The following is a 24,563-nucleotide window of genomic DNA, read 5'->3' on the forward strand; positions in this document are numbered from 1 at the left end:
TAGCAAAAAATTCTTATGGAAGATTCTCAGGCTCTTGTTCAGCCGAAAGCGAGTGATACGCGTTTTCGGGTTCTTGGTGCTATCAGTATGTCGCATTTTCTTAATGACATGCTGCAGTCGCTTATTTTCGCTATCTATCCGTTGCTGAAAGGCAATTACGATCTTAATTTCACTCAAATTGGTCTGCTGACGCTGACCTATCAGTTAACAGCGTCTATTTTGCAGCCGATGGTTGGTTTTTATACCGACAAACACCCCAAACCTTATTCTCTGGTCGTGGGTATGGGGTCAACCTGTGTCGGTCTGTTACTGCTGAGTCAGGCGCACACGTTCCCGCTTTTACTAATAGCTGCCGCCATGGTGGGGCTAGGGTCTTCAATTTTCCATCCGGAATCATCACGGGTTGCCCGCATGGCTTCCGGTGGCAGACATGGTTTGGCTCAGTCCATCTTTCAGGTGGGTGGGAATGCGGGTACAGCGACAGGTCCTTTGCTGGCCGCAGTTATCATCTTCCCATTCGGGCAGGGGAGTCTGGCCTGGTTTTCACTGGCAGCACTGCTGGCCATGTTTATTTTATGGAAGGTGGGAAACTGGTATCGGCAACAACACCGTAGTCAGAAGTTAAATATTACCTCCAGAGAATCCGGGTTATCCCGCACCAGAATCATGATGGCTCTCGGTGTGCTGCTTCTGCTGATCACCTCAAAATATCTCTATCTGGCGAGTCTGACTAATTACTACACCTTTTATCTGATGCATCATTTTGGTCTGAACGCACAGAATGCGCAGTACCATCTGTTTATCTTCCTGTTTGCTGTTGCTGCAGGGACTGTACTGGGTGGGCCTATCGGTGACAAGGTTGGTCGTAAACGAGTGATCTGGTTCTCCATTCTGGGTGTTGCGCCATTCACGCTGGCGTTACCTCATGCCGATCTATTCTGGACATCAGTTCTGTCATTTGTGATTGGCTTTATTCTGGCTTCTGCTTTTTCAGCCATACTGGTTTATGCGCAGGAGTTGGTACCCGGCAGAGTCGGTACTATCTCCGGATTATTCTTCGGCTTCGCATTTGGTATCGCGGGTATTGGTGCCGCGTTGATGGGGCAACTAGCGGATCACTATGGTATTGAATATGTTTATCAGCTCTGTGGCTGGTTGCCGCTGATGGGGGTAATTACCGCCTTGCTGCCTACATTAAAAAGCAATAAATAGTGTTAAAAGAAAGCCTGACTGTAATTAGTCAGGCTTTTTCTTTTTAATGAGGTGAATCTTTATCACGTAATAGCTTATCAAGATAGCCCATCGCAAATGCAGACATAACGAATGTGATATGGATCAGCAGGTACCATTTGATCTTATCATCAGCGATATTCTCCGTGTTCATGAAAACTTTCAGCAGATGAATAGATGAAATAGCGACAATCGATGCTGCAACTTTGTTTTTCAGAGAACCCGCGTCCAGTTTCCCTAACCAGCTCAATTTGTCATCGTGATCGTCCAGATCAAGGCGGGAAACGAAGTTTTCGTACCCGGAATACATGACCATTACAATAAGTCCACCGACCAGCGAAATATCAATCAGCGACAAAATGATCAGTATCAGCTCCACTTCTTTCATGGAAATGATCACGGTGAAGATATGAAAAACTTCCTGAAAAAACTTAATGCCCAGAGCAAGCAATGCAAGGCTCAACCCCAGATAGATAGGGGCCATGATCCAGCGGGCAGAATACATCAAGCGTTCAATAAAGCGTTCCATGATAACTTGTAATCAAAGTGTTAATGATGATGTTAGTTTCGTCGAGACAGTAGCTGTGGTCAACCCTCATTACACTTGTCAGATGCGAATCGAGTGAACTGATTAGCGCTCAGGTTGTGGAGCGAATCACCCGGCAAGGATTTCCCACCGCTATTGAATAGTCAGGAATATCTTTAACTACAACACTGCCAGCCCCAATCACACAACCTTCACCGATGGTGACACCAGGACAAACTATAACGCCTGCTCCCAGCCATGTTTTCGAACCAATAGTGATGGGTTTCGCATATTCAACACCACTGATACGCGTCGCTGAATCGAGAGGATGGGTCGCTGTCACTATCTGCACTGAAGGACCAAACATCACATCATCACCAATGATGACTGGCGCCACGTCTAAAATGGTACAACCAAAATTGGCATAGAAACGTTCGCCAAACGTGATATTAAAACCATAATCGCAATGAAACGGGGGAGTGATGTAAAACTGTTCACCATATGAGCCGATCAGTTTTTGTAATAACTGTTTGCGTGTTTCTTTATCTGACGGGCGCAGATTGTTGATTTCAAATTGCAGATCCGCGGAGGCGTGTCTGGCTGCAGACAGCTCAGGATCGCCGGCATCGTAAAATTCTCCGGCGGTCATTAATTCGCGTTGTGTTTTTGCCATGGCTTCATTCCTTATTCGTTGGTATGACTATATTAAGTCGATTCAGGCTGGTGTTTAGTCTACCAAAGAAACCGGTTACATTTTTGTTACAGAAACAATCTGTGAATAGACTCACAAATCATACAAATCCATCTGGCATAGCGATGGCTACACAAATTGACACTAAATCCTGAAATCCCGATCTATACTTAAAATGCACCTGCGTTCTTCTGGTACCGATGAGGAGCAAGATCATGGGCAAGATATGGCAAAGCAATAAAGAGCAAAAGAAAAAACCAGCAATGACTGATAAAGAGAAAAAAGCTATCAAACGGGAGAAAAAACACCCGCAATAGTGCTTAACATCCTTCCCGGTTTTCATTGAATCAAACCCGGCACTATCATGCGCCGGGTTTATTTTTGCTTTCTTATATTCGTCGTCACAACTATTATGTTCAATATTGTGTGTTTACCCAAAAAGAAAAATCCCCACTACCGAGAAACCATCACAACCAGTGGTCTGAACAAAAACCGCTGGTTGTTAGCCAAAACTAAGAGGGGGAGTACCATGAACTATGCAACGGCGTGAAATTGCATCCGGTAAACTTTTTCCTCAAGTAATCGTGCTGATTCTTCAGGATATTCCGGGTCAACCTTAATGCATTGATTACCATGCAATAATTCAACGCTAAACCAGGACTGAAAAAGACTTGCGACTTCACTGTCGATGACAGATGGTTGTTCAGCAGAAAGGGTATCGATAGATTCGGTGGTGAGCAGTAATAGCTGAATATCTGCAGGCAACATAGTACTAAGATGCCGGACATATTGAATGCGACTTTCAGGTGGCAATGCAGTCAGCGCAGCACAATCGTAGATCGCACTGACACCGCGTAAATCCGCTTCACTGAGATCAAACAGATCACCGCACCAAATCTGAATATCATCGTGCTGCCAGCGGATAAAGCGACCATGCCGTGAACGGGTAGGGACTATATTTCGTTCGGCAAAAAAAGCCTGAATGGCGATGTTGCTGAGCTCTATACCAATAACCTTATACCCTTCAGCCAGGAACCAGCTCATATCCAGACTCTTGCCACACAAAGGTACCAGCACTGTATCGCCGGCTGTTAAATTAAGATTTGGCCAGAATTGTGGCAACAGAGGATTAATGTGTAGTTGGTGGAAACCGATATCATCCTGTTTCCATTTATTCTTCCAGCGTTGATTACTCATCGAAACTCGTCTCCTGTTTCATAATGTGTACAGGATGAGTTCTGCAGAATGCGAACGGACCATGCGAACATAAGGTGGTTTACCTGAAGCTAGCATGGTTTCAGTTCAAATAGCCAACAGTATAAATCTGGCAAGACCGGAAAGCATTGAACCACACATCGCCAAAGCTCTCTGTGTCAGGTTTTAGCCAAACTTCAGAAATAATTTAGAGTAAGGCATTTTCAGTTTGGTGATTGCAGCATGAATGGCCGGTGCATCATTTTTAAATAACGCTTCCCGAAGTGCATCCACAGAAGATTTTTGGCTATCAATTAACTTGGTGAATTCAGCATTATTGCGGTATTGCTCTGGTGCTTCGGTACGAAGTTTTTCACTGAGGTAGATCAACACGCCTGCTTTTGCGGTTAGTTGCTGAATACCATCCGGTTCGGCCAGTATTTTCTTGTTTTCCTCCAGTATTTGCTCCATCACAGAGTGATATGCATTCATATGATCACTATAAATGATCACTTGGTTGCGATGCCGGAGATCAGCAAGTGCTTCCCGGACTTTCTCCAGCGTTTCATGAGACTTAGCCAGTTGTTTCTGTGTCGCCTGTTCTTCGGCCTGGTTATAAACCTGCATTACCGTTTCTAATGTAGCTGCAAATTTTTCGTCACGATCATAAGGGGCAGGGGGTTGAGCCGAAAATTGGTCTGTTATTTTCTTCCAGGCCTGTTTGGCTTGCTGAACGCTTTTTGTTGCCTCATCCGGAGTGCCATTATTTGTTTTAAATAAGGCAACCCGGTATGGCGCATAAGCCTGTTGCATTGCATCGGTAAAAGCATCAGCAGCATAGGTTGTGGACAAAAATAGTGTTAAAGCGCTCGCTATGATTAATCTCTTCATAACACGATCTCAGGACTAATTGATGAATTAGTATCAACTATAGCAATGATCAATGACGGGTATATTAAACAATTCTAATATTTGATTGTTTGTCACACTATTGGGGCACACATCAAGCCTGATAGTGGCAACTTGCGCAGGAATGTTGATTCAGAAGGAAAAACTGACTGGCCATGGCCGGTGACCTGACCAGTCCTGTGCTCTGTATATAGAGCTTACGAATTGTATTCGTCGAAATTTTCTATGTAATCATCAATGTTCTCAATGAGAAGCTGACGATATTTCTCCGTAAAATATTCAACTGCGGACTCTTTGCCAGCTTTTATTTCATCAGCATTTTCAGCTGAGGATGCAAGAAGGTATGCATTAAACCGTGCTGTCGCGTAAAGCAAAGAAGAGCTTACATCATCACTTTCAGCATGTTCTGTTTGTTGATTAGCCAGATCAACAACCTCATCAATGCGGTCCCAGAATGCTTCATCCTGGATTTCTTGTGTTTCTTGTGTTTCTTGCATTTCGTCACTCATATATTTCTCCTATTCAGTCAGCAGGCCAGAACCGGGTAGCGGGCCCTGCGCAGTGAGCAATGTGAAGATGTTTCATGGTTTTGTAAATGAAAAAATAGTTTCCGGTTTAACAAAGTTATTTGAACTGCAGAATGGAGATAAAGACATTTGTAATGCCTCGGATTAATGGCCCCAGTGGCAATATTTCTATCTTCGTATTGCTCTGGATTAATATTATAAGCAGTAATCCCAATGTGCCGTATTTGTACATATTTTGCAGTAACTTGGGATTGGTTTCTTTCAGGAAGGTCATGTAAATATGCGATCCATCGAGCGGTGGGATCGGGATAAGATTAAAGATAAATAACCCGAAATTTATAACGCTCCACAGAATCAGTAAGTTAATCGTAGCAAGACCGACCTCTGTGCCACTGAAATAGGGGAAAAAGTAGAGGCCTCTGGCCACTATTAAAAATAGTATTGCCAGCAAAAAATTAGAAAACGGACCTGCCAGCGAGATCAGAATTTCATCCCGGTGTTTGTTCTTTAAATTGTCCGGATTAAAACTCACAGGCTTGGCCCATCCGAATCCTGCAATCACAATGAGAATGAACCCGAGCGGATCAATATGTTTCAATGGATTGAGCGTCAGACGACCATCATTTTTTGCAGTCATGTCACCCAGTTTATATGCCGTATATGCATGAGCCAGCTCATGTACGGTAAGCCCTATTATTACTGCAGGGAGTGATCTGAAAAGCCAGAAATAGTCAAAATTCATATAAGTATCTACCCGTGTGAAAGCCAGTCAGAATCCGTGTTGAGCATCACATTATGCCGTAATTTACTCAGAATAAAGGCAATCTTTTCGGACTGCTGATGAATCCACGCTGGCTTTCAGGTTTGAGCGGGTTAATCACTGGGCATACTTAAGCTACTATTTCGTATTTCGGCACCACATGAATATCAGCTGCAATATGCTCAGGGAAAATGTATCCCTCAGGATCACGAAGGAACTTAATTCCAATGGACTGAAAGCAGATATCTACAAATTCTGAACAGATATAGGCATCATTCTCTTTATGTGTTCCAAGCCTTAGCGTTACCCTGGCCAGAATCTTGGCTATTTCATCTTTATCATATTTTCTGTTCAGATTATCAGCTGCAGTGCCAAGCATTTTGTTAACTGCATCAGTATCAAGTGGTGTGTTATAGCGGGCGATAAAGAGGCGGCCGTCGTATGGTTTTCTTGAATTTTCATAGTCATTTACATACTGGCTAAGAGGAACAACACGAACACCATCATCTTCAACGCTTTCTAAAAGAAGAATGCGGTCATTCCATGTAAAAATAAAACCCACATGACTAAATATCGAATTTGAAAAATGCTCAATCATCTTGCTGATAGCATAATTTCCTGAAGCAAAGAAAATGTCTCCCGTATGAATGTTTTGGCGAATAGCCTGATAGTGTTCCTTCTTTAAGTGATCAAACTTCTTCGTTGCCATCGTGGGTCTCCATCCTGGTTTTAAACGGATACGTTCAAAGTGTAGTTCAAAATTTTGAGATCCACATCAAGAAACTGTAACCGGTTTCTGTAACCGGTTGCACGGATCGATATAATCAGCCTCAACACGCTATAGAAGCGACCTCAGGAGAGTTTGATTATGAAAAAAATATTTCTTTGTTGTGCTGCCGGCATGTCTACCAGCATGGTTGTGAACAAAATGAAGCAGGCTGCTGCTCAGAAAGGCATTGAAGCAGAAATCATTGCTGTCGCGATGGAAGAATTTGACGCTACGCTGCCGAAATTTGACTGCTGTCTGTTAGGGCCGCAAATCAAATATAAATTTGAAGAGTTCAAGAAAAAAGCGGATGCCGCCGGCAAGCCAATTGCTGTTATCAACAGCATGGATTACGGCATGATGCGTGGTGATAAGATCCTGGCCGATGCACTGGCCATGATGGCCTGAACAATCCAGCAATAACGAATAAGTTAACCGTATTAATTACCAGAAAATGTCATGTAAGGAAGTAATGATTATGACTCATCAGTTGCCGAAAGATTTCTTGTGGGGTGGGGCTGTTGCAGCGCATCAGGTTGAAGGCGGCTGGAACGAAGGTGGTAAAGGTGCCAGCATTTGTGATGTGCTGTCTGGCGGCTCACACACGGTTGACCGTGTTATCACCGGCGAAATCAAAGAAGGCGTCTATTATCCGAACCATGAAGCGACCGACTTCTATCATCACTATAAAGAAGACGTGGCCTTATTCGCCGAAATGGGTTTTAAATGCTTCCGTACTTCTATTGCCTGGACGCGTATTTTCCCGAACGGTGACGAAACCAAGCCGAATGAAGCGGGTTTGCAGTTCTATGATGATCTGTTCGATGAACTGCTGAAATATGGTATCGAACCCGTAATCACGCTGTCTCATTTTGAAATGCCAAATCATCTGGTGAAAGAATACGGTGGCTGGACTAACCGTAAAGTGATTGATTTCTTTGTTCATTATTCCGACACCGTGATGCGTCGTTATAAAAACAAAGTGAAATACTGGATGACCTTCAACGAGATCAACAACCAGAAGAATCACGAGTATCCGCTGTTTGGTTACTGCTGCTCTGGCGTCGTGTTTAATGACTATGAACGTCCGGAAGAAGTGATGTATCAGGTTGTGCATCATGAACTGGTTGCCAGTGCCAAGGTTGTTAAGCTGGGTCATGAAATCAACCCGGATTTCAAAATCGGCTGCATGATTTCTTACGTTCCTCTCTATCCGTTCTCCTGCCATCCGGATGACATCATGTATGCTCAGGAAGCGATGCATGACCGTTACTTGTTTGGTGATGTTCATATGCGCGGCGAATATCCGGCTTATGCACTGAAAGACTGGGAACGTAAAGGTTACAACATCAAAATGGAACCGGAAGATGCACAGATCCTGAAAGAAGGCTGCTGCGATTACGTTGGTTTCAGCTATTACATGTCAAATGCAGTCAAAGCCGACGCGGTTGTTTCTGGTAACGGTATCAGCGGTTTTGCCGGCAGCGTGAAAAATCCGCATGTCAGTGCTTCTGACTGGGGCTGGCAGATTGATCCGGTTGGTTTACGTTATTCATTGAATGCGCTGTATGAACGTTATCAGAAACCATTGTTTATCGTCGAAAACGGCTTTGGTGCAATTGATAAAGTGGAAGAAAACGGCGAGATCAATGACGACTACCGTATTGAATACCTGAAAGCCCACATCGAACAGATGAAAAAAGCGGTCACTGACGATGGCGTGGATCTGATGGGTTACACCCCTTGGGGGTGTCTGGATTGCGTATCTTTCACTACTGGTGAATACCGCAAACGTTACGGTTTTATCTATGTTGATAAAAATGATGATGGCACAGGCACCATGGCGCGTAGTCGCAAGAAGAGCTTTGGCTGGTATCAGAAAGTAATCAGCAGTAACGGCGAAGAATTATAATATTGCTCCCCTCCAAGTGAGGGGATATTTTTTTGGAGGGTGTATTAATGGATGCGTCATCAGTTGAATTACTGGGGTTGATAGCGGGTTGTCTGACGACTGGTTCATTTATCCCACAAGTTTTCAAAATATTGAAAACTCGCGATGTTTCCGGCATTTCGCTGGTTATGTATGTCGCATTTACACTGGGTGTTATGTTGTGGTGTATTTATGGGATCAGTAATGGTCAGATTGCTATTGTTGCGGCGAATGGTATTACGCTGGCACTGGCTTCAGTAATTCTGGGGATGAAGATCCGCTATCGTTGATACTGGTATTTCACAATAGCCGAACACAAAAAAGGGGCATGAGATTCATGCCCCTTTTGCATCATGGCTTTCGCCGGATGATTATTTCTTTTCTACCTGTGGCAGACCAGTACCAGCAGAAGCGGTCAGCAGACCAGTTTCTACATAGTTCATCAGTTTTGCACGGGTATCAGTGATATCCAGGTTACGCATAGTCAGCTGACCAATACGATCATCTGGTGAGAACGTAGATTCACCTTTTTCCATTGTCAGACGTTCTGCCTGATAGGTCAGGTTATCTGACACTGTGTTCAGGATGGTGTAGTCATTACCGCGGCGCAGTTCTAAAGTCACTTCACCGGTGATGGCACTTGCAACCCAACGCTGAGACGCATCACGCAGCATCAGAGCCTGAGAGTCGAACCAACGGCCCTGATACAGGAAACGACCCAGCTGACGACCATGTGCATGGTACAGCTCGATGGTGTCTTCGTTGTGAATACCTGTTACCAGACGTTCGTAAGCGATATGCAGCAGCGCCATACCTGGTGCTTCATAAATACCGCGGCTCTTCGCTTCGATAATGCGGTTTTCGATCTGGTCGCTCATACCCAGACCATGACGACCACCAATGCGGTTAGCTTCCAGCATTAGTTCAACATCATCACTGAAAGTCACGCCGTTCAGCGCAACAGGGTAGCCGCGTTCAAAACGGATAGTCACTTCTTCAGCCGGGATCTTGACGTTCTCATCCCAGAATTTAACGCCCATGATTGGGTTAACGATTTTGACGCTGGAGTTCAGGAATTCCAGATCTTTCGCTTCGTGAGTGGCACCCAGGATGTTTGAGTCAGTTGAATATGCTTTTTCTACTGACATTTTGTAATCAAAACCGGCCTGGATCATGAACTCAGACATTTCCTGACGACCACCCAGTTCATCAATGAAGTCAGTGTCCAGCCAAGGTTTGTATATTTGCAGTTCAGCGTTAGTCAGCAGACCGTAGCGATAGAAACGCTCGATATCGTTGCCTTTATAAGTACTGCCGTCACCCCAGATGTTCACGCCGTCATCTTTCATTGCAGCTACCAGCATAGTACCGGTTACTGCACGGCCGAGCGGGGTAGTGTTGAAATAGGCAACACCGGCAGTGGTGTTATGGAAAGCACCACACTGAATGGCAGCAATACCTTCTGCTACCAGCTGCTTGCGGCAGTCGATTAATCTGGCGTTCTCTGCACCATATTCCATCGCACGGCGAGGAATCGCATCATAATCTTCTTCATCTGGCTGACCCAGGTTAGCAGTATAAGCGTAAGGCACAGCGCCTTTCTGACGCATCCACAGCAGTGCTGCACTGGTATCCAGACCACCAGAAAAAGCGATACCAATCCGTTCGCCAACTGGAAGATGCTTGAGAATCGTAGTCATAATTTTAATCCTGCTCGAAAGAACTATGGATAAACGCATTGCCGGTACCGGATTGTGCATTTATCAACCTGAAACTGTGTCTGAAATCTGAAGCTATCATAAAGCTGGCTTACCGTTTCAGAACGACCAACCACAACTGCGCATTCATGCACGCGGATAAGAAAATATGCCGTACCTGTGCTTGTGGTCAACAAAATATGTGTGCTGTTTAACTAACGCACATCATATAAATTGTCTTTATTTTAATCATGCATATTTATGCATAATAAGTGAGTGAGAATTTAAACATCTTTTCCCGCTGACGGGAAGAGAGGAGAGCGTATTTATTCGAAAAAATTATGTTTTTCCGGTGAATAACTCTCTAATTTCACAGTACATGCATACCGTATCAGTAAATGCGTAAAAATATGAACAAAATCACTCACAAAAACGGTTTCATCTCCGTAAACCCAAGACAATAATCCCTACACTTAATTGATAACAATTATCATCTGCATTATCATCTCTACAATGATAAATAGCAGGTGTTCCTATGTTTGAAATGAAGAATGTTGTTTTCGACATTGGCTGTAAGCGGTTGTTGCATTCAACAAACATCCAGTTTGCTCCGGGTAAAGTTCATGGCCTGATCGGACATAACGGATCCGGTAAATCGACATTACTTAAATTACTGGCTCAGCAAAACAAGCCAACAGCGGGTGTCATCGAGTTTGACGGACAATCACTTGCATCATGGCGAAGCAAATTGTTTGCCCGTCAGGTTGCTTATTTACCTCAGCATCTGCCGGCAGGCGATAATCTGACGGGGCGGGAATTGATTGCGTTTGGCCGTTATCCATGGCACGGATTACTGGGCCAGCATACTCAGGAAGATGCGGCTCAGGTTGAGCGTGCAATCCGGCTGACACAAACGGAGCGGTTAGTTGACCGTCTGGTTGATACCTTATCCGGTGGTGAAAAACAGCGGGTTTGGCTGGCCATGCTGATTGCGCAGGGCAGTCGTTTTCTGTTGTTAGATGAACCATTAGCCGCACTTGATATTGCTCATCAGGCGGAGGTGTTAACGCTGATCCAGCAATTAAGCCGGGAGTTGGGGCTGGGCATCATTATTGTGCTGCATGATATTAATATGGCTGCCCGCTATTGCGATAACCTGGTTGCATTACATAGTGGCAGGATCCTGGCGCAGGGTGCGCCTGCCGATATTATGCGACCTGATACCTTGGCCGCTATTTATGGCATCGCTATGCATATTGTGCCGAATGTGCGGAATTCGCATCCGATCGCAGTTCTGGCGTGAGGAAAATATGCCGTTATTCCATCCCTTTTTTCCCTTGTCGGCTTTTCTGTTTGTGTTCCTGTTTTGTTCATCCGTTACTGCTCAGGAGGCGCCGGCGACATCAGCGCCCAGACTGGTAACGGTAGACTGGACCATCGCAGAAACTTTAATTGAACTCGGTGCTCCACCGGTAGGTCTGGCACAGACGGCGTCTTACCGGAACTGGGTGAGAGCGCCCGAATTACCATCAGGCGTAATCGATATCGGTTTGCGCTCACAACCTAACCGTGAGCTGCTGATGCAACTCAAACCCGATCAGATCCTGATATCGCCCATGTTTTCTACGCTCGAACCTGTGCTTTCTTCTATTGCGCCCGTGACTTCCATATCCATGTATCAACCCGGAGGGGATGTGTGGGAGCATCTTTATCAGGCGACGCGGCGTATTGCCTCTGTTGCAGGCCGGCCAGAAAAGGGAGAGCAACTGCTGACAGGACTGGAAACATATCTTTCATCATTAACAACATGTTTTAAAAAAGAAAATCAGCGATTGCTGATTGTTCAGTTTATTGATGATCGTCATATGCGAATTTATGGAAAGCAAAGTTTATTTGATGCTGTTATCACACGGATGGGACTTTCCAACGCCTGGCAGGAAGAAACCAATTATTGGGGATTCTCCGCCATTGGTATTGAGCGGTTAGCAAAATATCACGATGCACAGCTAGTTATTGTCGAACCTCTGCCGGTCGGTGTTCTGAAGCAATTAAGTCAAAGCAAGATCTGGTCAGCTTTACCGGTGGTTCAGCAAAAAAATTATGTTTATTTACCGCCGGTATGGAGCTTTGGTGGTATTGCCTCTGCGCGCCGTTTTGCATCTGAATTAGCGAAAGCATTATTGCAGGATCGCTCAGTCCCATGCGAAGGATAGAATAATGAACTCATTGTCACTCTGGCACTCGCTTTTCAATCTTGATCTGCAGGACATCAACCAGGTCATTTTTTACTACAGCTGGTTACCCCGAATTGTCATTGCCATCATCTGTGGCGCTGCATTAAGTATGGCCGGCCTGTTGATGCAGCAGGTATTGCGGAATCCGCTGGTCTCACCGGCAACACTTGGGGTAGCGACAGGTGCGCAATTAGCGTTGCTGATGACGACCTTGTTTATGCCTGGCTGGTTGTTATACGGCAGTGAATGGATAGCCATGCTGGGCGGCACAATCGCCGTGTTGCTGGTGTTTGCCTTAACCTGGAGAAGAGGTCTGGCGCCGCTGGTTGTTGTTTTGGCTGGTCTGGTTGTAAACCTGTACTTTTCATCAATCAGCATGACATTACTGCTGTTTTATCAGGAAGAGTTAAAGGGCCTGATGATCTGGGGCGGTGGTTCTTTAGACCAGAACAGCTGGCGCGGGGTGTCTTACCTGATCCCCCGGATACTTGTCGTATTCAGCCTCGCTATACTTTTGCTTAAACCGCTATCTGTGCTGGATCTGGATGAGCGAAGTGCCAAAAGCCTGGGTGTTTCATTACGTTATTTGCGTTTTACGGCATTGGGAATGGCCATTTTTCTGACCGGTTGCGTCGTTAGCGTAGCCGGTATTATCAGTTTTATTGGCCTGGCGGCTCCCGCGATCGCAAAACTACTGGGTGCCCGCACTTTAAAACAACGGATGGTATGGTCTCCGGTATTAGGGGCATTATTGCTGCTGAGTACTGATTTGCTGGTACAGCTTTTATCCGATCAACTTCCGTCACTTATTCCGACGGGGGCAACGACGGCGTTATTAGGTGCACCGCTGCTTTTATGGCTTATTCCCCGATTAAAAATGGGACGGCAAATTCCCCCGGATACACAGGGTGCTCTCGTATCGTATCGCGCCGCTGCTCCTGCGAAAGTATCGGCCGTGCTATTGATGTTGCTGTTCGTGTCGGCTTTTGTGGCATTAATTGCAGGACAGGGAACTGACGGATGGGAGGTGCCATCATGGTTATCTTTGCATGCCGCTTATGAATGGCGTTTACCACGCATACTTGCCGCTGCTGCTGCGGGAATTTTACTCGCTTTGGCGGGAACGATCATACAGCGCCTGAGTGGCAATCCGATGGCGAGTCCGGAGTTGTTAGGTATTAGCAGTGGTGCGGCAATTGGTTTGATAACAACGCTTTTTTTATTCCCGTCAGCGTCCATGATAATGTTATGTGCGGTGGGCGTACTGAGTGCAATGGCCGTTTTGGCAATACTCATTGTGTTAAACCACCGGAGCGGTTTTCAGTCTGATCGGGTATTACTTACCGGTATTGCTATAACGGCTTTATTTGAACCGCTGAACACCATCCTGCTGGCTAATAATGATCCTCGCGGACAGCAAATGCTCGCCTGGATCTCTGGATCCACCTATTACGTTGACTTTAAATCAGCCATTCTGGTCCTGCTGTTTTCTGTGGCCATGCTGTTTGTCAGCCGTTTATTCATTCGCTGGCTGGATGTATTACCGCTGGGCAATGCGACCGTAAAATCGATTGGCATTGATACGAATCAGGCCCGTCTGGTACTACTGGTCTTTGTGGCGATATTAACGGTCGTTTCTACTCTGATTGTTGGTCCGCTTTCCTTTGTCGGATTATTGGCACCGCACATGGCTCGCCTGTTAGGGTTATCCCGGGCCGGAAATCAGTTGATGGGGGCGGCATTGCTGGGTGGCATTCTGATGGTATTAGCGGATTGGGCGGGTCGCCAGATCCTCTTTCCGCAAGAATTACCTGCCGGGCTGGTTGCCTCACTCATCGGGGGTACTTACTTTATGTGGATTTTACGGAAGGCATAAAAGAGAGGAGCCACATCATGTGGCTCCTTAATTATCAGAATGTTACAGAAGCGGAAAGTTTTGCCGTCATCGGATCACCCTGAGTCAGATACCCACCGGTTGCAGATGCCCAGTAATTTTCATTGGTGACATTTTCAACATTCGCACGGATGGTCAGCATCTGTTTTTCCAGCGGTAACTCATAGCGCACACCAAGGTCGAGGCGTGTCCACGGTGACAGTTCTAAGGTATTTGCCGCATTCAGATATTGAGAACCGGTATGAACAACACGAGCAGACGCTGTCCAGCCCTGCAGATTAGGAATATCCCATTCACCACTGGTTACAAAGCGGTATTTGGCAACACCAACGGCCTGATTACCCTGATTTAATCCATCCTGGGTTTTAGTCAGTTCTGAATCAATAAAGGTTGCGCTGCTTAATAACCGGACACTATCTGCTGGTGTGCCGAAAACACTCAATTCAATGCCGCGATTACGCTGCTCACCAAAATAGCCATAAGTATTGGTTGCTGTATTGATGTAAGCATTTGGTTGTTCGATTTCGAAAAGGCTGATCCCGGCACCAAGGGTATTGTTATCATATTTTGCACCCACTTCATTCTGGGTTGAACGCTTGATACCAATGTTATTTCCGGCATTCGTGGTGCCGACAGGTGCGGATTCACCGGGTTGTAATGCCTCTATATGGTTGGCATATAAAGAGACATGTTCGACAGGCTTATACACAACACCATAGACAGGCGTTATATCGTGATCGCTGAAACCATCGCTGTAACTGCCGGAATAATCATAGTTAAACAGCTCTATTTTTTGATAACGGGCACCCAATGTTACGAGGAGTTGATCTTCCATAAACCCTAAGGTATCTGATGCAGATATCCCATGCGCCCGCGTACGTGAACGGACTTCCGGATCATTTCTGTCACCGCCACTCCATACGGTTGGCTGGTAAGCCAAATCGGCCGGAGAATAGATGTTCGTCGCCTGATTGTAAGAATCCATTTCATAGGCAGAGCCTGTTTTACGGAAGAAACCGGAATAGCCCATATTCAGCTGATGACTGACATTATTCGTTTCAACTTTTCCTCTGACACCTGCCTGACCAGCAATGCTTTTCGCCCAATACGGAACATACATGCGGCCAATGCTTGCATCGCCTTGTGAATTCAGCACGGTAGGCGAGCTGTACTGACCTGACTCTTTTGTATCATTCCCACCGATACCGGCATAAGTCGTCCAGTTTTTCGCAAGATCATACTCATTGCGCAACATACCAAAATTGGTTTTAAGATTCGTGCTGGCCCAGTAAGGGGCGTAGTTGGTGGATGCGTCAGGTGCATCCGGTACTTCGGTGAGGGATGAACCGGCATAAACGACAGAGCGTCCGCCATCAACAACACTTTCCTGATGTCCGACATCAAGTGAGGTGCGGGATTTTCCGGAATCATGATCCAGACCGACAAAGACAGAGCTGTTTTCCCGTGATTCGTTATCGATCGCGGTATCGCCTTCACCATGTTTCAGATTTATGCGAACACCAAATTGCTCGTTGCTACCGAAGCGGGTGCCGGTATCAAGTCCGCCGGCAACATAACCATCAGAAGCATAATCGGCAGTGACTTCCGTTTTTTGATTTGCTGCTGCCCGCTTGGGTTCAATGTTAATGGCCCCACCGATACCGGAACCTGAAGGCGAAACCCCGTTAGCGAAAGCACTTGAACCTTTAAATAATTCAACGCGTTCTGCGATATCGGTTAAAACAATTTGCCGTGGCAATACGCCATACAAACCGCCAAAGGAGATATCTTCACCATTGAGTTCAAACCCGCGGATCATGAATTTCTCGGCATAGTTGCCATAACCAAAGCCGCTTTGCACTGACGCATCATTTTCCAATACATCAGCTACTGTTTCAGCCTGCTGGTTTTCTATCAGCTCAGCGGTGTAACCAACCACATTGAATGGGACGTCATTTGCATTGCTTTCGCCTAATACACCGATGCGGGCTGCATTGGCTACCTGACCACCGGCATAAGCACTTTCCAGGGTATTGCCATTTGCCAGAACCGAATCACTGACGGTGACTGTATCCAGCGTTTTTACGTCTTTGGATTCAGCAAAAACGACACCGGAAGTCAGTGTGATGCAACTTAGAATAGCGACAGAAAGAGGGTGGAGACGCAAGCGTTGTAAGCGATCAGATGGGGGCATTACAGAAAACCTCATTAAAAGGGGGATGAATAATACGCCCGATATATTATTGATAACCATTCGCATTATCAATATCGATCAGTGATATTCTTCCTGTAATGTCCTTCCGATGTTATTTATCCGAGCTTTGAAACAGCATCCTGACTCGCTAATGCGCGTTCCTGACCGGATAGTTCAGTTAATTTCCCCTTGTTCATTTCAATTAAACGGTCTGCTTTCTCAAAGTAATGATCATCATGACTGATCGCTAACACCGTTTTCCCCATCTCCCGTAGGTAGTTCAATAGTTCATGATAGAAAACACGCCGGAATTGAGGATCCTGATCGGCAGCCCACTCATCAAGCAAGACAAAATCCCGTTCCTCAGCAATCGCCAGCAACAGTGCCAGACGCTTTTTTTGCCCCTGAGATAACTGAATATTTGTAATCCTCTCACCATCAAAATTCAGTTTTTCTTTCATATTCAAATGATTAAGCCATATCTCAACTAACGCTGGATCTGCCTGCTCGCCCTTCGGACCCAGTAATTCATCAAACAGATGGAAGTCAGTGAAAACAGAAGAAAACAGCTGCCGGTAAGCCTGACGGTTTGCTATATCAATCATGGCACCATCCAGCAGAACAGAGCCTGATGATGGGGTATAAAGGCCGGTTAACAACTTGGCGAATGTCGATTTACCACTGCCATTTCCGCCAATCAGAAATAGTTGCTCCCCATTGTGAATGGTCAGAGAAATCGGGCCGACATCAAATCCGGGTTTATCATCCGTTTGCGGATACTGGAAATGAACCTCCCGGAACTCTAATGTCTGCCAGGAAGATTTAATCCGGTTTACCTCAAACCCGGTTTCATACTCCGCGAGCTCCAGCGACCGCAATTGATTAAAGGCGACCTGAGCACTGAGTAAAGTGGGGATGGCACCGACCGCTTGTAAAAGCGGCGTACGCAAAAACAGCAATGTCAGCGAAAAGGTTGCGGCGACATTACTATTGGCCCAGCCCAGACTATTAGCCAGAAAAAAGACCAATCCGATTGCCGCCAGCATCATGATATTTGACCAGTTCACCGCACTCAGATGAAAAGTATCTGCGAGAATAATATGACGCCGGTAAGTACTCGCGTTTGTCTGATATGTCAGCTCATATAACGCTTTTGCCCGATCGCGATTCAATGCCAGCTCGTTGCGGCCATCAATTACCGACTGATAATTTTTATACAATTGATCTTCGGCGGTACGAACGTGGTTAAGATGACGATAGACATGTGATACCAGATACCAGCTGCCCAAAATGGTGATGATCAGGCTGATTGCCGTGACCGCCAGAATACCAGGTGACAGCCAGCTCAGATAAGCTGCGGCACCAATCGTCAGAATCACGCCCTGAATAAGCTCGGGTAACCGAACGAAGGCGATAGTGATATTCCGGATATCACTGGACAGACTGGCTTGTAATTTTGCACTGCCTAATTGCTCAAGGCGGATGATGTCTGTGTCCAGGATCTGCTTGATGATTTTGTTGCGTAACTGATAAACGAAATAGTGCCCCAACGTGGTCATGGAGAGTTGCGAGGCCAGCGTAATAGCCATCAGTAACAACACCAGACCGAGGAACTGCGGTAATACCATCATCGGTTCACTGATATGCTCAATCAGATACCGGTTAATGAATGCAATAACACTAATGCCCAGACCTGCGCTGGCTAAGCTCAGCAACAAAATACCAATGAAGGGCAAACGATAGTGGCGATATACAACGCGTAACAAATCCATATATGTTTTTTAACCAATACTGATAACTATTCCCATTATCGTTTGGTTGTTGCATCAGATGCAACCCTGATCTACCTGATTGTCCCGATGATGTGCACCATTGTTATTCCATTCTGGTTTACATAATTGATTCGTTCTATAAACTGAAACCGGCAAGAGCAGCACTGGCAGGCAACAAGAAAAGCAAGGGAAGACGGGTAACTATCAATGGAGTCAGTGATGCAATACACCTCAATAATCAGCATGTCACTTTCAATCGCTGCCATCAGCATCAGTATTTTTACTTTTTATAAATTTCATAAATTAAAGCGTGATATCGCCGTAACAACTCATCTGAACAGATATAAACAAGCAGTTAAACAGATCTGGACTGAGAGCAAACCGGTGATCATGGCTATCAATGAAATTCTTGGTGATGAACTGGTTAAGATTGGCCGGAAGACAGATAAAATCCAGGCCGTTAAATCAAAATATTACGATAGCAGACCTTTGCATCATCATTTCTATGAATTACATGAACATTGTGTGGAAGAAATAGAACCTTTATTTACAAAGGATAATTTCTACCGTAGCGAGCAGAAAATTATTTCTTTGCTTAATGTTGTTTATGAAAATGATATCAAGCGTTTTCTGGATACGGGCAAACCGACAAAGTTGAATACATTTTCAGCGATTAAAACCAGAGAAGGCGCTAAAAACTATCATATTCTGAACTCTGCCGAGCAAAGTGAGCTCATAAAAATCAATGCATTAGTCACTGACAAGATAACTGAAGCTTTTTGTATTTATACCCTCAATAAAGAAAAGATAGATAACTGGTTAGATCAGCTGGCCACACTTAAAACAGAAAGCAAATTCGAACGATTCAGCATCGAAGAAAATAGCAGACTGAACGAACGTCTTAACGTTATGCTGAATACATTACAGTTTCTGACGTCAAATGAACTGCGCTATCTGGTGGAAAACAGAAACGAAGATGATTTCAATACCAGCGGTTTATTACACAGTGCAATCATGATGAATGTGTTTGGCAAGCTGGCGAAAAAATATATTTCCTGAACATGTGGCTATATTTTCTGCCGGTATTCCGTCTGGAAAAAATCCGGATCTGAGAAACATTTAACGAATGCATCATAAACCAGGCGGGTTCGGTGTGGAACCGGGCCACTCTGAGGCCGGTATAAAAACAGATCTAATTCCCCCTGATCTTCATAATCTGCCAATACTGGAATTAGTTCGCCACTTTTGATGTAGGGCGCAGCCATAAATACGGCGATTTGACCAAAACCAAGACCGGCCTGGACTGCCGCAAGTTCGGAGTCTGAAGAATCGGTAGTGAAGGCTGGTTTTGACGGGATAATGCTGGGATGACCCGAGAAAAACCATGGCCAAACCTGATTTTTATTTTTATCCAGCAATGCGGTTGTCGGGAGACGATGCAGGTCATCGGGGGTTTCCGGGATGCCGTATTTAGCAATCAGTTCCGGTGTTGCAACTACGACATGCCTGATTTTGCCAACAGAGCGGGCAATAAACCGGGTGCTGGTTAACTGGCTGCCAACGCGTATGCCAATATCTATCTGACCTTCTACAACGTCTGAAAACGTATCTGCCGGACGTACATCAAAATGAATATCCGGATTTTCCGCAGAAATTTGCTGGATCAGTGGCATCACAAATAACCGGCAGATAACAGCTGGTGCAGTAATTCTGACTGGTAAGTCGTCATTGGTCTCTGCTATAAACATCTGGTCAATCAAGCCGAGTGCGGCTTTGGCCTTATCGTAAAATTGCAGCCCGAACGGAGAAATCTTGATGCTGCGGGTGCTGCGGATAAACAAAATCTCACCTAAATCGGCTTCCAATTCCTTGATGCACCGGGTTATGACCTGAGGGGAAACATTCATTTCAATCGCAGCATCTTTAAACGTTTTGTGTTTGGCTGCAGTGCAGAAGAACTTCAGATAATCGAGTCGGTTAAACATCGCAGTGTCCTGAAAGAGCAGTTTTATTATTATAAATGATGTATTTATAGTGAAAACGTGATGACTTAACCATTCCAAAAAATGGAATAGAGAAATCCCAAATCAAGAATTAATTTTGATCGCGAACGGGCGTATTTCTTAGCCATCATATTGCAAAGATAAATCACACAGAGGCAATGTCTTATGGATAACTTCAGCTATAAAAATACAACGCAGATCCATTTCGGGAAGGGGCAGATTTCAAAAATTAAAGATGAAATCCCGTCTGATGCGCGTGTGCTGATTACTTATGGTGGCGGAAGTATTAAAAAGAATGGCGTGCTGGATCAGGTTCAGACCGCACTGGCCGGGGTCACTTATTTTGAATTTGGTGGCATTGAGCCGAATCCGCATTTTGAAACGCTGATGAAAGCGGTCGAAATCGTCAAAAAAGAAAATATTACCTACATCCTGGCTGTCGGCGGCGGTTCGGTGATCGATGGCAGTAAATTTATTGCTGCAGCAGCACTTTATCCGAACGACCCATGGGAAATCATTCAGACCTATGGCGCGAAAGTGACCAGCGCATTACCTCTGGGCTGTGTGCTGACACTGGCTGCGACAGGTTCAGAAATGAATAAAGGGGCGGTAATTACAAAGGCTGAAACGAAAGATAAGCTGTTTTTCTTCTCAGATCATGTGCAACCGCGCTTCTCGGTGCTGGATCCGGAAACCACGTTCAGTCTGCCACCAAGACAAACCGGTAACGGCGTTGTAGATAGTTTTGTGCATGTGGTCGAACAGTATGTGACCTATCCGGTCAACGGAAAGGTGCAGGATCGTTTTGCCGAAGGCCTGCTGCTGAACCTGATTGAAGATGGTCCGAAAGCGCTGGAAAACCCGACAGATTATGATGTTCGCGCCAACCTGATGTGGACAGCCACACTGGCGTTAAATGGCCTGATTGCAACCGGTGTTCCTGCAGACTGGGCGACCCATATGATTGGTCAGGAGATTACCGGACTGTATGGCCTTGACCATGCTCAGACGCTTGCCGTTGTGCAGCCAGCGGTATGGATCTACAAGAAAGAACAGAAAAAAGCGAAATTGCTCCAGTATGCCGATCGCGTGTGGGATCTGCGGGAGGGTGATGAAGAAAGCCGTGTGATGGCAGCAATTGAGAATACTCGTCAGTTCTTCGAGAAGATGGGTGTTCCAACCCGACTGAGCGCTTATGGCCTTGATGCCAGCATCATTGATGCTGTCGTGGCAAAACTGGAAGCGCATGGCCATGTCAATCTGGGAGAGCACGGAGATATTACCGCTGCTGATGTGAAAGAAATTCTGAAACTGGCGCTATAAGTTAAGCGTAACAAGCCCGGTTTATCCGGGCTTATTTCATAGGAATAAAACAGGAATTAAGCGGAACAGCGTTATTGACATTAGAGTAACTCTAACGATTAGAGTGTTATGACTCTAACAACAAAGGGTTATCTATATGAAGCTGTTCCTGAACTCTGTCATCATCACATTAACTATCAGTTCACTATTCAGTGCGACTACTGCTTTGGCGGATGAAGTCATCTTCATAAGCCAGGCATTCGAAACTATGTCAGTCGAAGCAATGTCAGTTAATCGACTAACCGACATTGCTTCAACCAAATTAAAGCTTAGCGTAACAACAGCAATGATACCGGACTCTGGCTTAACATCCGGCTGGTATGACTACCCAGCAGGAATTGACGCAGGCGTGAGTGGCCATAGGCACCCATGATAACCAGATCAATCTGGTGATGCTGAATATGCTCTTTCAAGGCGGCTTCTACATCGCTTTTCAGCTGATAAGTTGTCGTCATAATACCGGCGTTATGCAGTAACGATTGGGCAGAAATAAGCTGCTCATATTCACCGCCAACCATGACCAGATCGCAACTCAGCCCCTTGAACAGAGGGCTGATCGTTAATCGTTCCAGCACTTTTTTACCGGTCTCGCTGCCATCGTAGGCAAACATAATTTTTTGCGGTGCGTTAAATTCACCGACCGAAACCAGGATCGGGGTATGCAATACACGGACTACATTTTCCAGTTGGCTGCCAACCTGGCTGACCTGTGAGCTGATTTCGCCCTGTCGGCCCATGATCACCAAGCGCGTATCAGCTTCAAGATCGGAAAGTGTTTCCACTAAATTACCATGGCGAAGGCAGGTTTTAATGGTGATAGCGTGATCATTGGGTAGTTCAGAATCGAAGAGATCTTTCGCTGCTGCCAGTAGCAATTTGCCTTGCTCCTGAGTAATGCGGCTGCGTTGTTCATCCAGCTTTATCAGCTCAACCATCAGCTCTTCACGACTGCCTAACCCGATGCTGCCGGATAAATCTCCGGCGTCAGTATTAGCAGGTTTCTCCAGCGTATGCAGTAATTTCACTGGCGCATCTAATCGCGGTGCAACCCAGGCTGACCACTGGCAAACTGCCGTTGTAGAGCGAGAGCCATCGACACAGGCAATAATTTGTTCTTTCATCTTATTCGTCCCTTATGATTAATGGCCATTCAGTAATTTTTCTACTTCTTCCGGTTTGTCGTGTATACCAAATCGGTCAACGATTGTGGCACTGGCCTCATTCATACCGATGATTTCAACTTCAGCGCCTTCACGACGGAACTTGATCACGACTTTGTCTAAGGCGCTGACCGCGGTGATGTCCCAAAAATGCGCGTGTTTCAGGTCAATAACGACTTTATCCAATGCTTCTTTAAAATCGAAATACTGGTTAAAACGCTGGGATGAGGCGAAGAAAACCTGTCCTTTCACTGTATAGCGGCGAGTCGCAGTGAATTCATCCAGTTCCGAATCGATCCGTAAAAAGTGCGCAATTTTATTGGCAAAGAAAAGAGCGGCAAGCAATACACCGGCAAAGACGCCCAGCGCCAGATTGTGCGTAAAGACAACGACAATCACCGTAGTCAGCATCACGCAACTGGTTGAAAGTGGATGTTTTTTCAGATTAATGACCGATTCCCACGAGAATGTACCAATAGAAACCATGATCATGACAGCAACCAGCGCCGCCATCGGGATCTGAGAAACCCAGTCACTTAAAAATACCACCATCAGGAGTAACATCACGCCCGCAAACAGCGTCGATAAACGTCCACGACCGCCGGATTTTACGTTGATAACAGACTGACCGATCATGGCGCAACCCGCCATACCACCAAACAGACCCGCGACAATATTGGCAATGCCCTGACCTTTACATTCCCGGTTTTTATCACTGCTTGTATCGGTAAGTTCATCCACAATGGTGGCGGTCATCATTGATTCCAGCAAACCCACGACGGCCATCGGTGCTGCATAAGGAAGAATGATCGTCAGGGTGTGCCATGAAAAAGGCACGTCTGGCCACAGGAATATCGGTAGCGTATCGGGTAATACACCCATATCACCGACGGTACGAATATCTAAATTCAGCCCCATGGAAATGGCCGTTAACACCAGAATACAGACGAGCGGCGAGGGGATAGTTTTATTCACTAATGGAAACAGATAAATGATAGCCAGCCCACCAGCTGTCATTGCATAAACCTGCCAGCCAACATGCGTCAGTTCGGGTAATTGAGCGAGAAAAATCAGGATCGCCAGCGCATTCACAAACCCGGTAACAACCGAACGGGAGACAAACCGCATCAGGCTACCCAGCTTCAGATAACCCGCCAGGATCTGAAATACCCCAGTCAGCAAGGTTGCCGCCAGCAGATATTGAAGACCATGTTCTTTTACCAGCGTTACCATGAGTAGCGCCATCGCACCGGTGGCTGCAGAAATCATGCCGGGTCTGCCGCCAACAATAGCGCTGACAGCTGCAATACAGAAAGAGGCATACAAACCCACTTTCGGGTCAACACCGGCAATGATAGAGAAGGCAATTGCTTCGGGTATTAACGCGAGTGCCACCACGAGGCCAGCCAAAATGTCGCCTCTCAGATTGCCAAACCAATCCTGACGTTTGGATAAAAACAGCATATACAATGATCCTATGTATAAAAGACGAATAGCTTCAACGCCAGACGAGGTCTGGAGAGAAAGAAATTCAATTTTTTGTGGATATAGAAAAACCTTCCTGCCAGCAGGAAAAACAGAGGTGGAAGCCATGTTTGGCTGTAAGAGCTAACAGCTTCCGATAGGGATTGCCAACTAAGGCGGCGTGATCTGCACGGTGATTAAGTTATCAATATGTTGAAAAGTCGCGGCTATGATAGGGAAAAATGGTAGC

Annotated in this window: 22 protein-coding genes; 9 read left to right on the plus strand and 13 right to left on the minus strand. The window is 45.7% G+C overall.

All coding sequences use genetic code 11. The features are described 5' to 3' along the window. Positions 1-15 precede the first annotated feature (15 nt). Positions 16-1,212: an MFS transporter gene (locus tag TOLA_RS07510; protein WP_015878559.1), complete on the plus strand. Its 1,197-nt coding sequence runs from the start codon at positions 16-18 to the stop codon at positions 1,210-1,212. A gap of 43 nt (positions 1,213-1,255) precedes the next feature. Here the strand turns inward: TOLA_RS07510 and TOLA_RS07515 are convergent, their stop codons facing one another. The 7 genes from TOLA_RS07515 to TOLA_RS07545 form a co-directional block, all read right to left on the minus strand. Next, positions 1,256-1,759 (minus strand): TIGR00645 family protein, encoded by a 504-nt coding sequence (locus TOLA_RS07515; protein WP_015878560.1) that lies wholly within the window; start codon positions 1,757-1,759, stop codon positions 1,256-1,258. Positions 1,760-1,868: 109 nt separating this feature from the next. Beyond that, complete coding sequence (locus TOLA_RS07520) at positions 1,869-2,429, minus strand: sugar O-acetyltransferase (RefSeq protein WP_015878561.1); 561 nt, start codon at positions 2,427-2,429, stop codon at positions 1,869-1,871. Between the two features lie 552 nt (positions 2,430-2,981). Further along, positions 2,982-3,644, minus strand: coding sequence for a thiopurine S-methyltransferase (locus tag TOLA_RS07525; protein WP_015878562.1), 663 nt, complete (start codon positions 3,642-3,644; stop codon positions 2,982-2,984). A gap of 183 nt (positions 3,645-3,827) precedes the next feature. Further along, the gene (locus TOLA_RS07530; RefSeq protein ID WP_015878563.1) at positions 3,828-4,532 is read right to left on the minus strand and encodes a hypothetical protein; all 705 of its coding nucleotides are present in this window, start codon (positions 4,530-4,532) and stop codon (positions 3,828-3,830) included. Between the two features lie 215 nt (positions 4,533-4,747). Beyond that, a complete protein-coding gene (locus tag TOLA_RS07535) occupies positions 4,748-5,059 on the minus strand; it encodes a DUF3144 domain-containing protein (protein ID WP_015878564.1) in 312 nt (103 codons plus the stop codon). Between the two features lie 115 nt (positions 5,060-5,174). Further along, the gene (locus TOLA_RS07540; RefSeq protein WP_015878565.1) at positions 5,175-5,819 is read right to left on the minus strand and encodes a site-2 protease family protein; all 645 of its coding nucleotides are present in this window, start codon (positions 5,817-5,819) and stop codon (positions 5,175-5,177) included. Positions 5,820-5,967: 148 nt separating this feature from the next. Beyond that, complete coding sequence (locus tag TOLA_RS07545; RefSeq protein WP_015878566.1) at positions 5,968-6,546, minus strand: YiiX/YebB-like N1pC/P60 family cysteine hydrolase; 579 nt, start codon at positions 6,544-6,546, stop codon at positions 5,968-5,970. 159 nt (positions 6,547-6,705) lie between these two features. Between TOLA_RS07545 and TOLA_RS07550 the strand changes: the two genes are divergently transcribed. From TOLA_RS07550 to TOLA_RS07560, 3 genes are all read left to right on the plus strand, one after another. Then, positions 6,706-7,011: a PTS sugar transporter subunit IIB gene (locus tag TOLA_RS07550; RefSeq protein WP_015878567.1), complete on the plus strand. Its 306-nt coding sequence runs from the start codon at positions 6,706-6,708 to the stop codon at positions 7,009-7,011. A gap of 70 nt (positions 7,012-7,081) precedes the next feature. Further along, on the plus strand, positions 7,082-8,515 hold the full coding sequence (locus TOLA_RS07555) for a 6-phospho-beta-glucosidase (protein ID WP_015878568.1): 1,434 nt from the start codon (positions 7,082-7,084) through the stop codon (positions 8,513-8,515). A 47-nt stretch (positions 8,516-8,562) separates the two neighbouring features. Continuing rightward, positions 8,563-8,823 (plus strand): SemiSWEET family sugar transporter, encoded by a 261-nt coding sequence (locus tag TOLA_RS07560; protein ID WP_015878569.1) that lies wholly within the window; start codon positions 8,563-8,565, stop codon positions 8,821-8,823. An 81-nt stretch (positions 8,824-8,904) separates the two neighbouring features. Here TOLA_RS07560 and argG read toward each other — a convergent pair whose 3' ends face one another. Continuing rightward, the gene (gene argG / locus TOLA_RS07565; RefSeq protein ID WP_015878570.1) at positions 8,905-10,233 is read right to left on the minus strand and encodes an argininosuccinate synthase; all 1,329 of its coding nucleotides are present in this window, start codon (positions 10,231-10,233) and stop codon (positions 8,905-8,907) included. Positions 10,234-10,765: 532 nt separating this feature from the next. Here argG and TOLA_RS07570 point away from each other — a divergent pair. The 3 genes from TOLA_RS07570 to fhuB are packed head-to-tail and all read left to right on the plus strand — an operon-like array spanning position 10,766 to position 14,340. Continuing rightward, positions 10,766-11,533, plus strand: coding sequence for an ATP-binding cassette domain-containing protein (locus TOLA_RS07570; protein WP_015878571.1), 768 nt, complete (start codon positions 10,766-10,768; stop codon positions 11,531-11,533). A gap of 7 nt (positions 11,534-11,540) precedes the next feature. Beyond that, on the plus strand, positions 11,541-12,443 hold the full coding sequence (locus tag TOLA_RS07575) for an ABC transporter substrate-binding protein (RefSeq protein WP_015878572.1): 903 nt from the start codon (positions 11,541-11,543) through the stop codon (positions 12,441-12,443). Positions 12,444-12,447: 4 nt separating this feature from the next. Further along, positions 12,448-14,340 carry a Fe(3+)-hydroxamate ABC transporter permease FhuB gene (gene fhuB / locus TOLA_RS07580; protein ID WP_015878573.1) on the plus strand — a complete coding sequence of 631 codons (1,893 nt, stop codon included), beginning with the start codon at positions 12,448-12,450 and terminating at the stop codon, positions 14,338-14,340. 34 nt (positions 14,341-14,374) lie between these two features. Here fhuB and TOLA_RS07585 read toward each other — a convergent pair whose 3' ends face one another. Both TOLA_RS07585 and TOLA_RS07590 read right to left on the minus strand, forming a co-directional pair. After that, on the minus strand, positions 14,375-16,552 hold the full coding sequence (locus TOLA_RS07585; RefSeq protein WP_015878574.1) for a TonB-dependent receptor: 2,178 nt from the start codon (positions 16,550-16,552) through the stop codon (positions 14,375-14,377). Between the two features lie 116 nt (positions 16,553-16,668). After that, positions 16,669-18,324: a multidrug ABC transporter permease/ATP-binding protein gene (locus TOLA_RS07590; protein WP_015878575.1), complete on the minus strand. Its 1,656-nt coding sequence runs from the start codon at positions 18,322-18,324 to the stop codon at positions 16,669-16,671. 219 nt (positions 18,325-18,543) lie between these two features. On the opposite strand from TOLA_RS07590, the gene TOLA_RS07595 reads away from it, so the two are divergent. Then, entirely contained in the window at positions 18,544-19,383 is an 840-nt protein-coding gene (locus TOLA_RS07595) for a hypothetical protein (RefSeq protein WP_015878576.1), read from the plus strand. Positions 19,384-19,391: 8 nt separating this feature from the next. Here TOLA_RS07595 and TOLA_RS07600 read toward each other — a convergent pair whose 3' ends face one another. After that, a complete protein-coding gene (locus TOLA_RS07600; protein WP_015878577.1) occupies positions 19,392-20,309 on the minus strand; it encodes a LysR family transcriptional regulator in 918 nt (305 codons plus the stop codon). A gap of 183 nt (positions 20,310-20,492) precedes the next feature. On the opposite strand from TOLA_RS07600, the gene TOLA_RS07605 reads away from it, so the two are divergent. Beyond that, positions 20,493-21,650, plus strand: a complete 1,158-nt coding sequence (locus tag TOLA_RS07605; RefSeq protein WP_015878578.1) for an iron-containing alcohol dehydrogenase — start codon at positions 20,493-20,495, stop codon at positions 21,648-21,650. A 308-nt stretch (positions 21,651-21,958) separates the two neighbouring features. Here the strand turns inward: TOLA_RS07605 and TOLA_RS07610 are convergent, their stop codons facing one another. Beyond that, positions 21,959-22,810, minus strand: a complete 852-nt coding sequence (locus TOLA_RS07610; RefSeq protein WP_015878579.1) for a universal stress protein — start codon at positions 22,808-22,810, stop codon at positions 21,959-21,961. A gap of 18 nt (positions 22,811-22,828) precedes the next feature. Continuing rightward, positions 22,829-24,313: a SulP family inorganic anion transporter gene (locus TOLA_RS07615; RefSeq protein WP_015878580.1), complete on the minus strand. Its 1,485-nt coding sequence runs from the start codon at positions 24,311-24,313 to the stop codon at positions 22,829-22,831. Positions 24,314-24,563 lie beyond the last annotated feature (250 nt).

This window comes from Tolumonas auensis DSM 9187 (assembly GCF_000023065.1).
GTDB lineage: Bacteria > Pseudomonadota > Gammaproteobacteria > Enterobacterales > Aeromonadaceae > Tolumonas > Tolumonas auensis.

Excerpts from the sequence above, each read along its gene's own strand:
- TOLA_RS07510 (WP_015878559.1), top strand. The coding sequence starts at position 16 with ATGGAAGATTCTCAGGCTCTTGTTCAGCCGAAAGCGAGTGATACGCGT.
- TOLA_RS07515 (WP_015878560.1), bottom strand. The coding sequence starts at position 1,759 with ATGGAACGCTTTATTGAACGCTTGATGTATTCTGCCCGCTGGATCATG.
- TOLA_RS07520 (WP_015878561.1), bottom strand. The coding sequence starts at position 2,429 with ATGGCAAAAACACAACGCGAATTAATGACCGCCGGAGAATTTTACGAT.
- TOLA_RS07525 (WP_015878562.1), bottom strand. The coding sequence starts at position 3,644 with ATGAGTAATCAACGCTGGAAGAATAAATGGAAACAGGATGATATCGGT.
- TOLA_RS07530 (WP_015878563.1), bottom strand. The coding sequence starts at position 4,532 with ATGAAGAGATTAATCATAGCGAGCGCTTTAACACTATTTTTGTCCACA.
- TOLA_RS07535 (WP_015878564.1), bottom strand. The coding sequence starts at position 5,059 with ATGAGTGACGAAATGCAAGAAACACAAGAAACACAAGAAATCCAGGAT.
- TOLA_RS07540 (WP_015878565.1), bottom strand. The coding sequence starts at position 5,819 with ATGAATTTTGACTATTTCTGGCTTTTCAGATCACTCCCTGCAGTAATA.
- TOLA_RS07545 (WP_015878566.1), bottom strand. The coding sequence starts at position 6,546 with ATGGCAACGAAGAAGTTTGATCACTTAAAGAAGGAACACTATCAGGCT.
- TOLA_RS07550 (WP_015878567.1), top strand. The coding sequence starts at position 6,706 with ATGAAAAAAATATTTCTTTGTTGTGCTGCCGGCATGTCTACCAGCATG.
- TOLA_RS07555 (WP_015878568.1), top strand. The coding sequence starts at position 7,082 with ATGACTCATCAGTTGCCGAAAGATTTCTTGTGGGGTGGGGCTGTTGCA.
- TOLA_RS07560 (WP_015878569.1), top strand. The coding sequence starts at position 8,563 with ATGGATGCGTCATCAGTTGAATTACTGGGGTTGATAGCGGGTTGTCTG.
- argG (WP_015878570.1), bottom strand. The coding sequence starts at position 10,233 with ATGACTACGATTCTCAAGCATCTTCCAGTTGGCGAACGGATTGGTATC.
- TOLA_RS07570 (WP_015878571.1), top strand. The coding sequence starts at position 10,766 with ATGTTTGAAATGAAGAATGTTGTTTTCGACATTGGCTGTAAGCGGTTG.
- TOLA_RS07575 (WP_015878572.1), top strand. The coding sequence starts at position 11,541 with ATGCCGTTATTCCATCCCTTTTTTCCCTTGTCGGCTTTTCTGTTTGTG.
- fhuB (WP_015878573.1), top strand. The coding sequence starts at position 12,448 with ATGAACTCATTGTCACTCTGGCACTCGCTTTTCAATCTTGATCTGCAG.
- TOLA_RS07585 (WP_015878574.1), bottom strand. The coding sequence starts at position 16,552 with ATGCCCCCATCTGATCGCTTACAACGCTTGCGTCTCCACCCTCTTTCT.
- TOLA_RS07590 (WP_015878575.1), bottom strand. The coding sequence starts at position 18,324 with ATGGATTTGTTACGCGTTGTATATCGCCACTATCGTTTGCCCTTCATT.
- TOLA_RS07595 (WP_015878576.1), top strand. The coding sequence starts at position 18,544 with ATGCAATACACCTCAATAATCAGCATGTCACTTTCAATCGCTGCCATC.
- TOLA_RS07600 (WP_015878577.1), bottom strand. The coding sequence starts at position 20,309 with ATGTTTAACCGACTCGATTATCTGAAGTTCTTCTGCACTGCAGCCAAA.
- TOLA_RS07605 (WP_015878578.1), top strand. The coding sequence starts at position 20,493 with ATGGATAACTTCAGCTATAAAAATACAACGCAGATCCATTTCGGGAAG.
- TOLA_RS07610 (WP_015878579.1), bottom strand. The coding sequence starts at position 22,810 with ATGAAAGAACAAATTATTGCCTGTGTCGATGGCTCTCGCTCTACAACG.
- TOLA_RS07615 (WP_015878580.1), bottom strand. The coding sequence starts at position 24,313 with ATGCTGTTTTTATCCAAACGTCAGGATTGGTTTGGCAATCTGAGAGGC.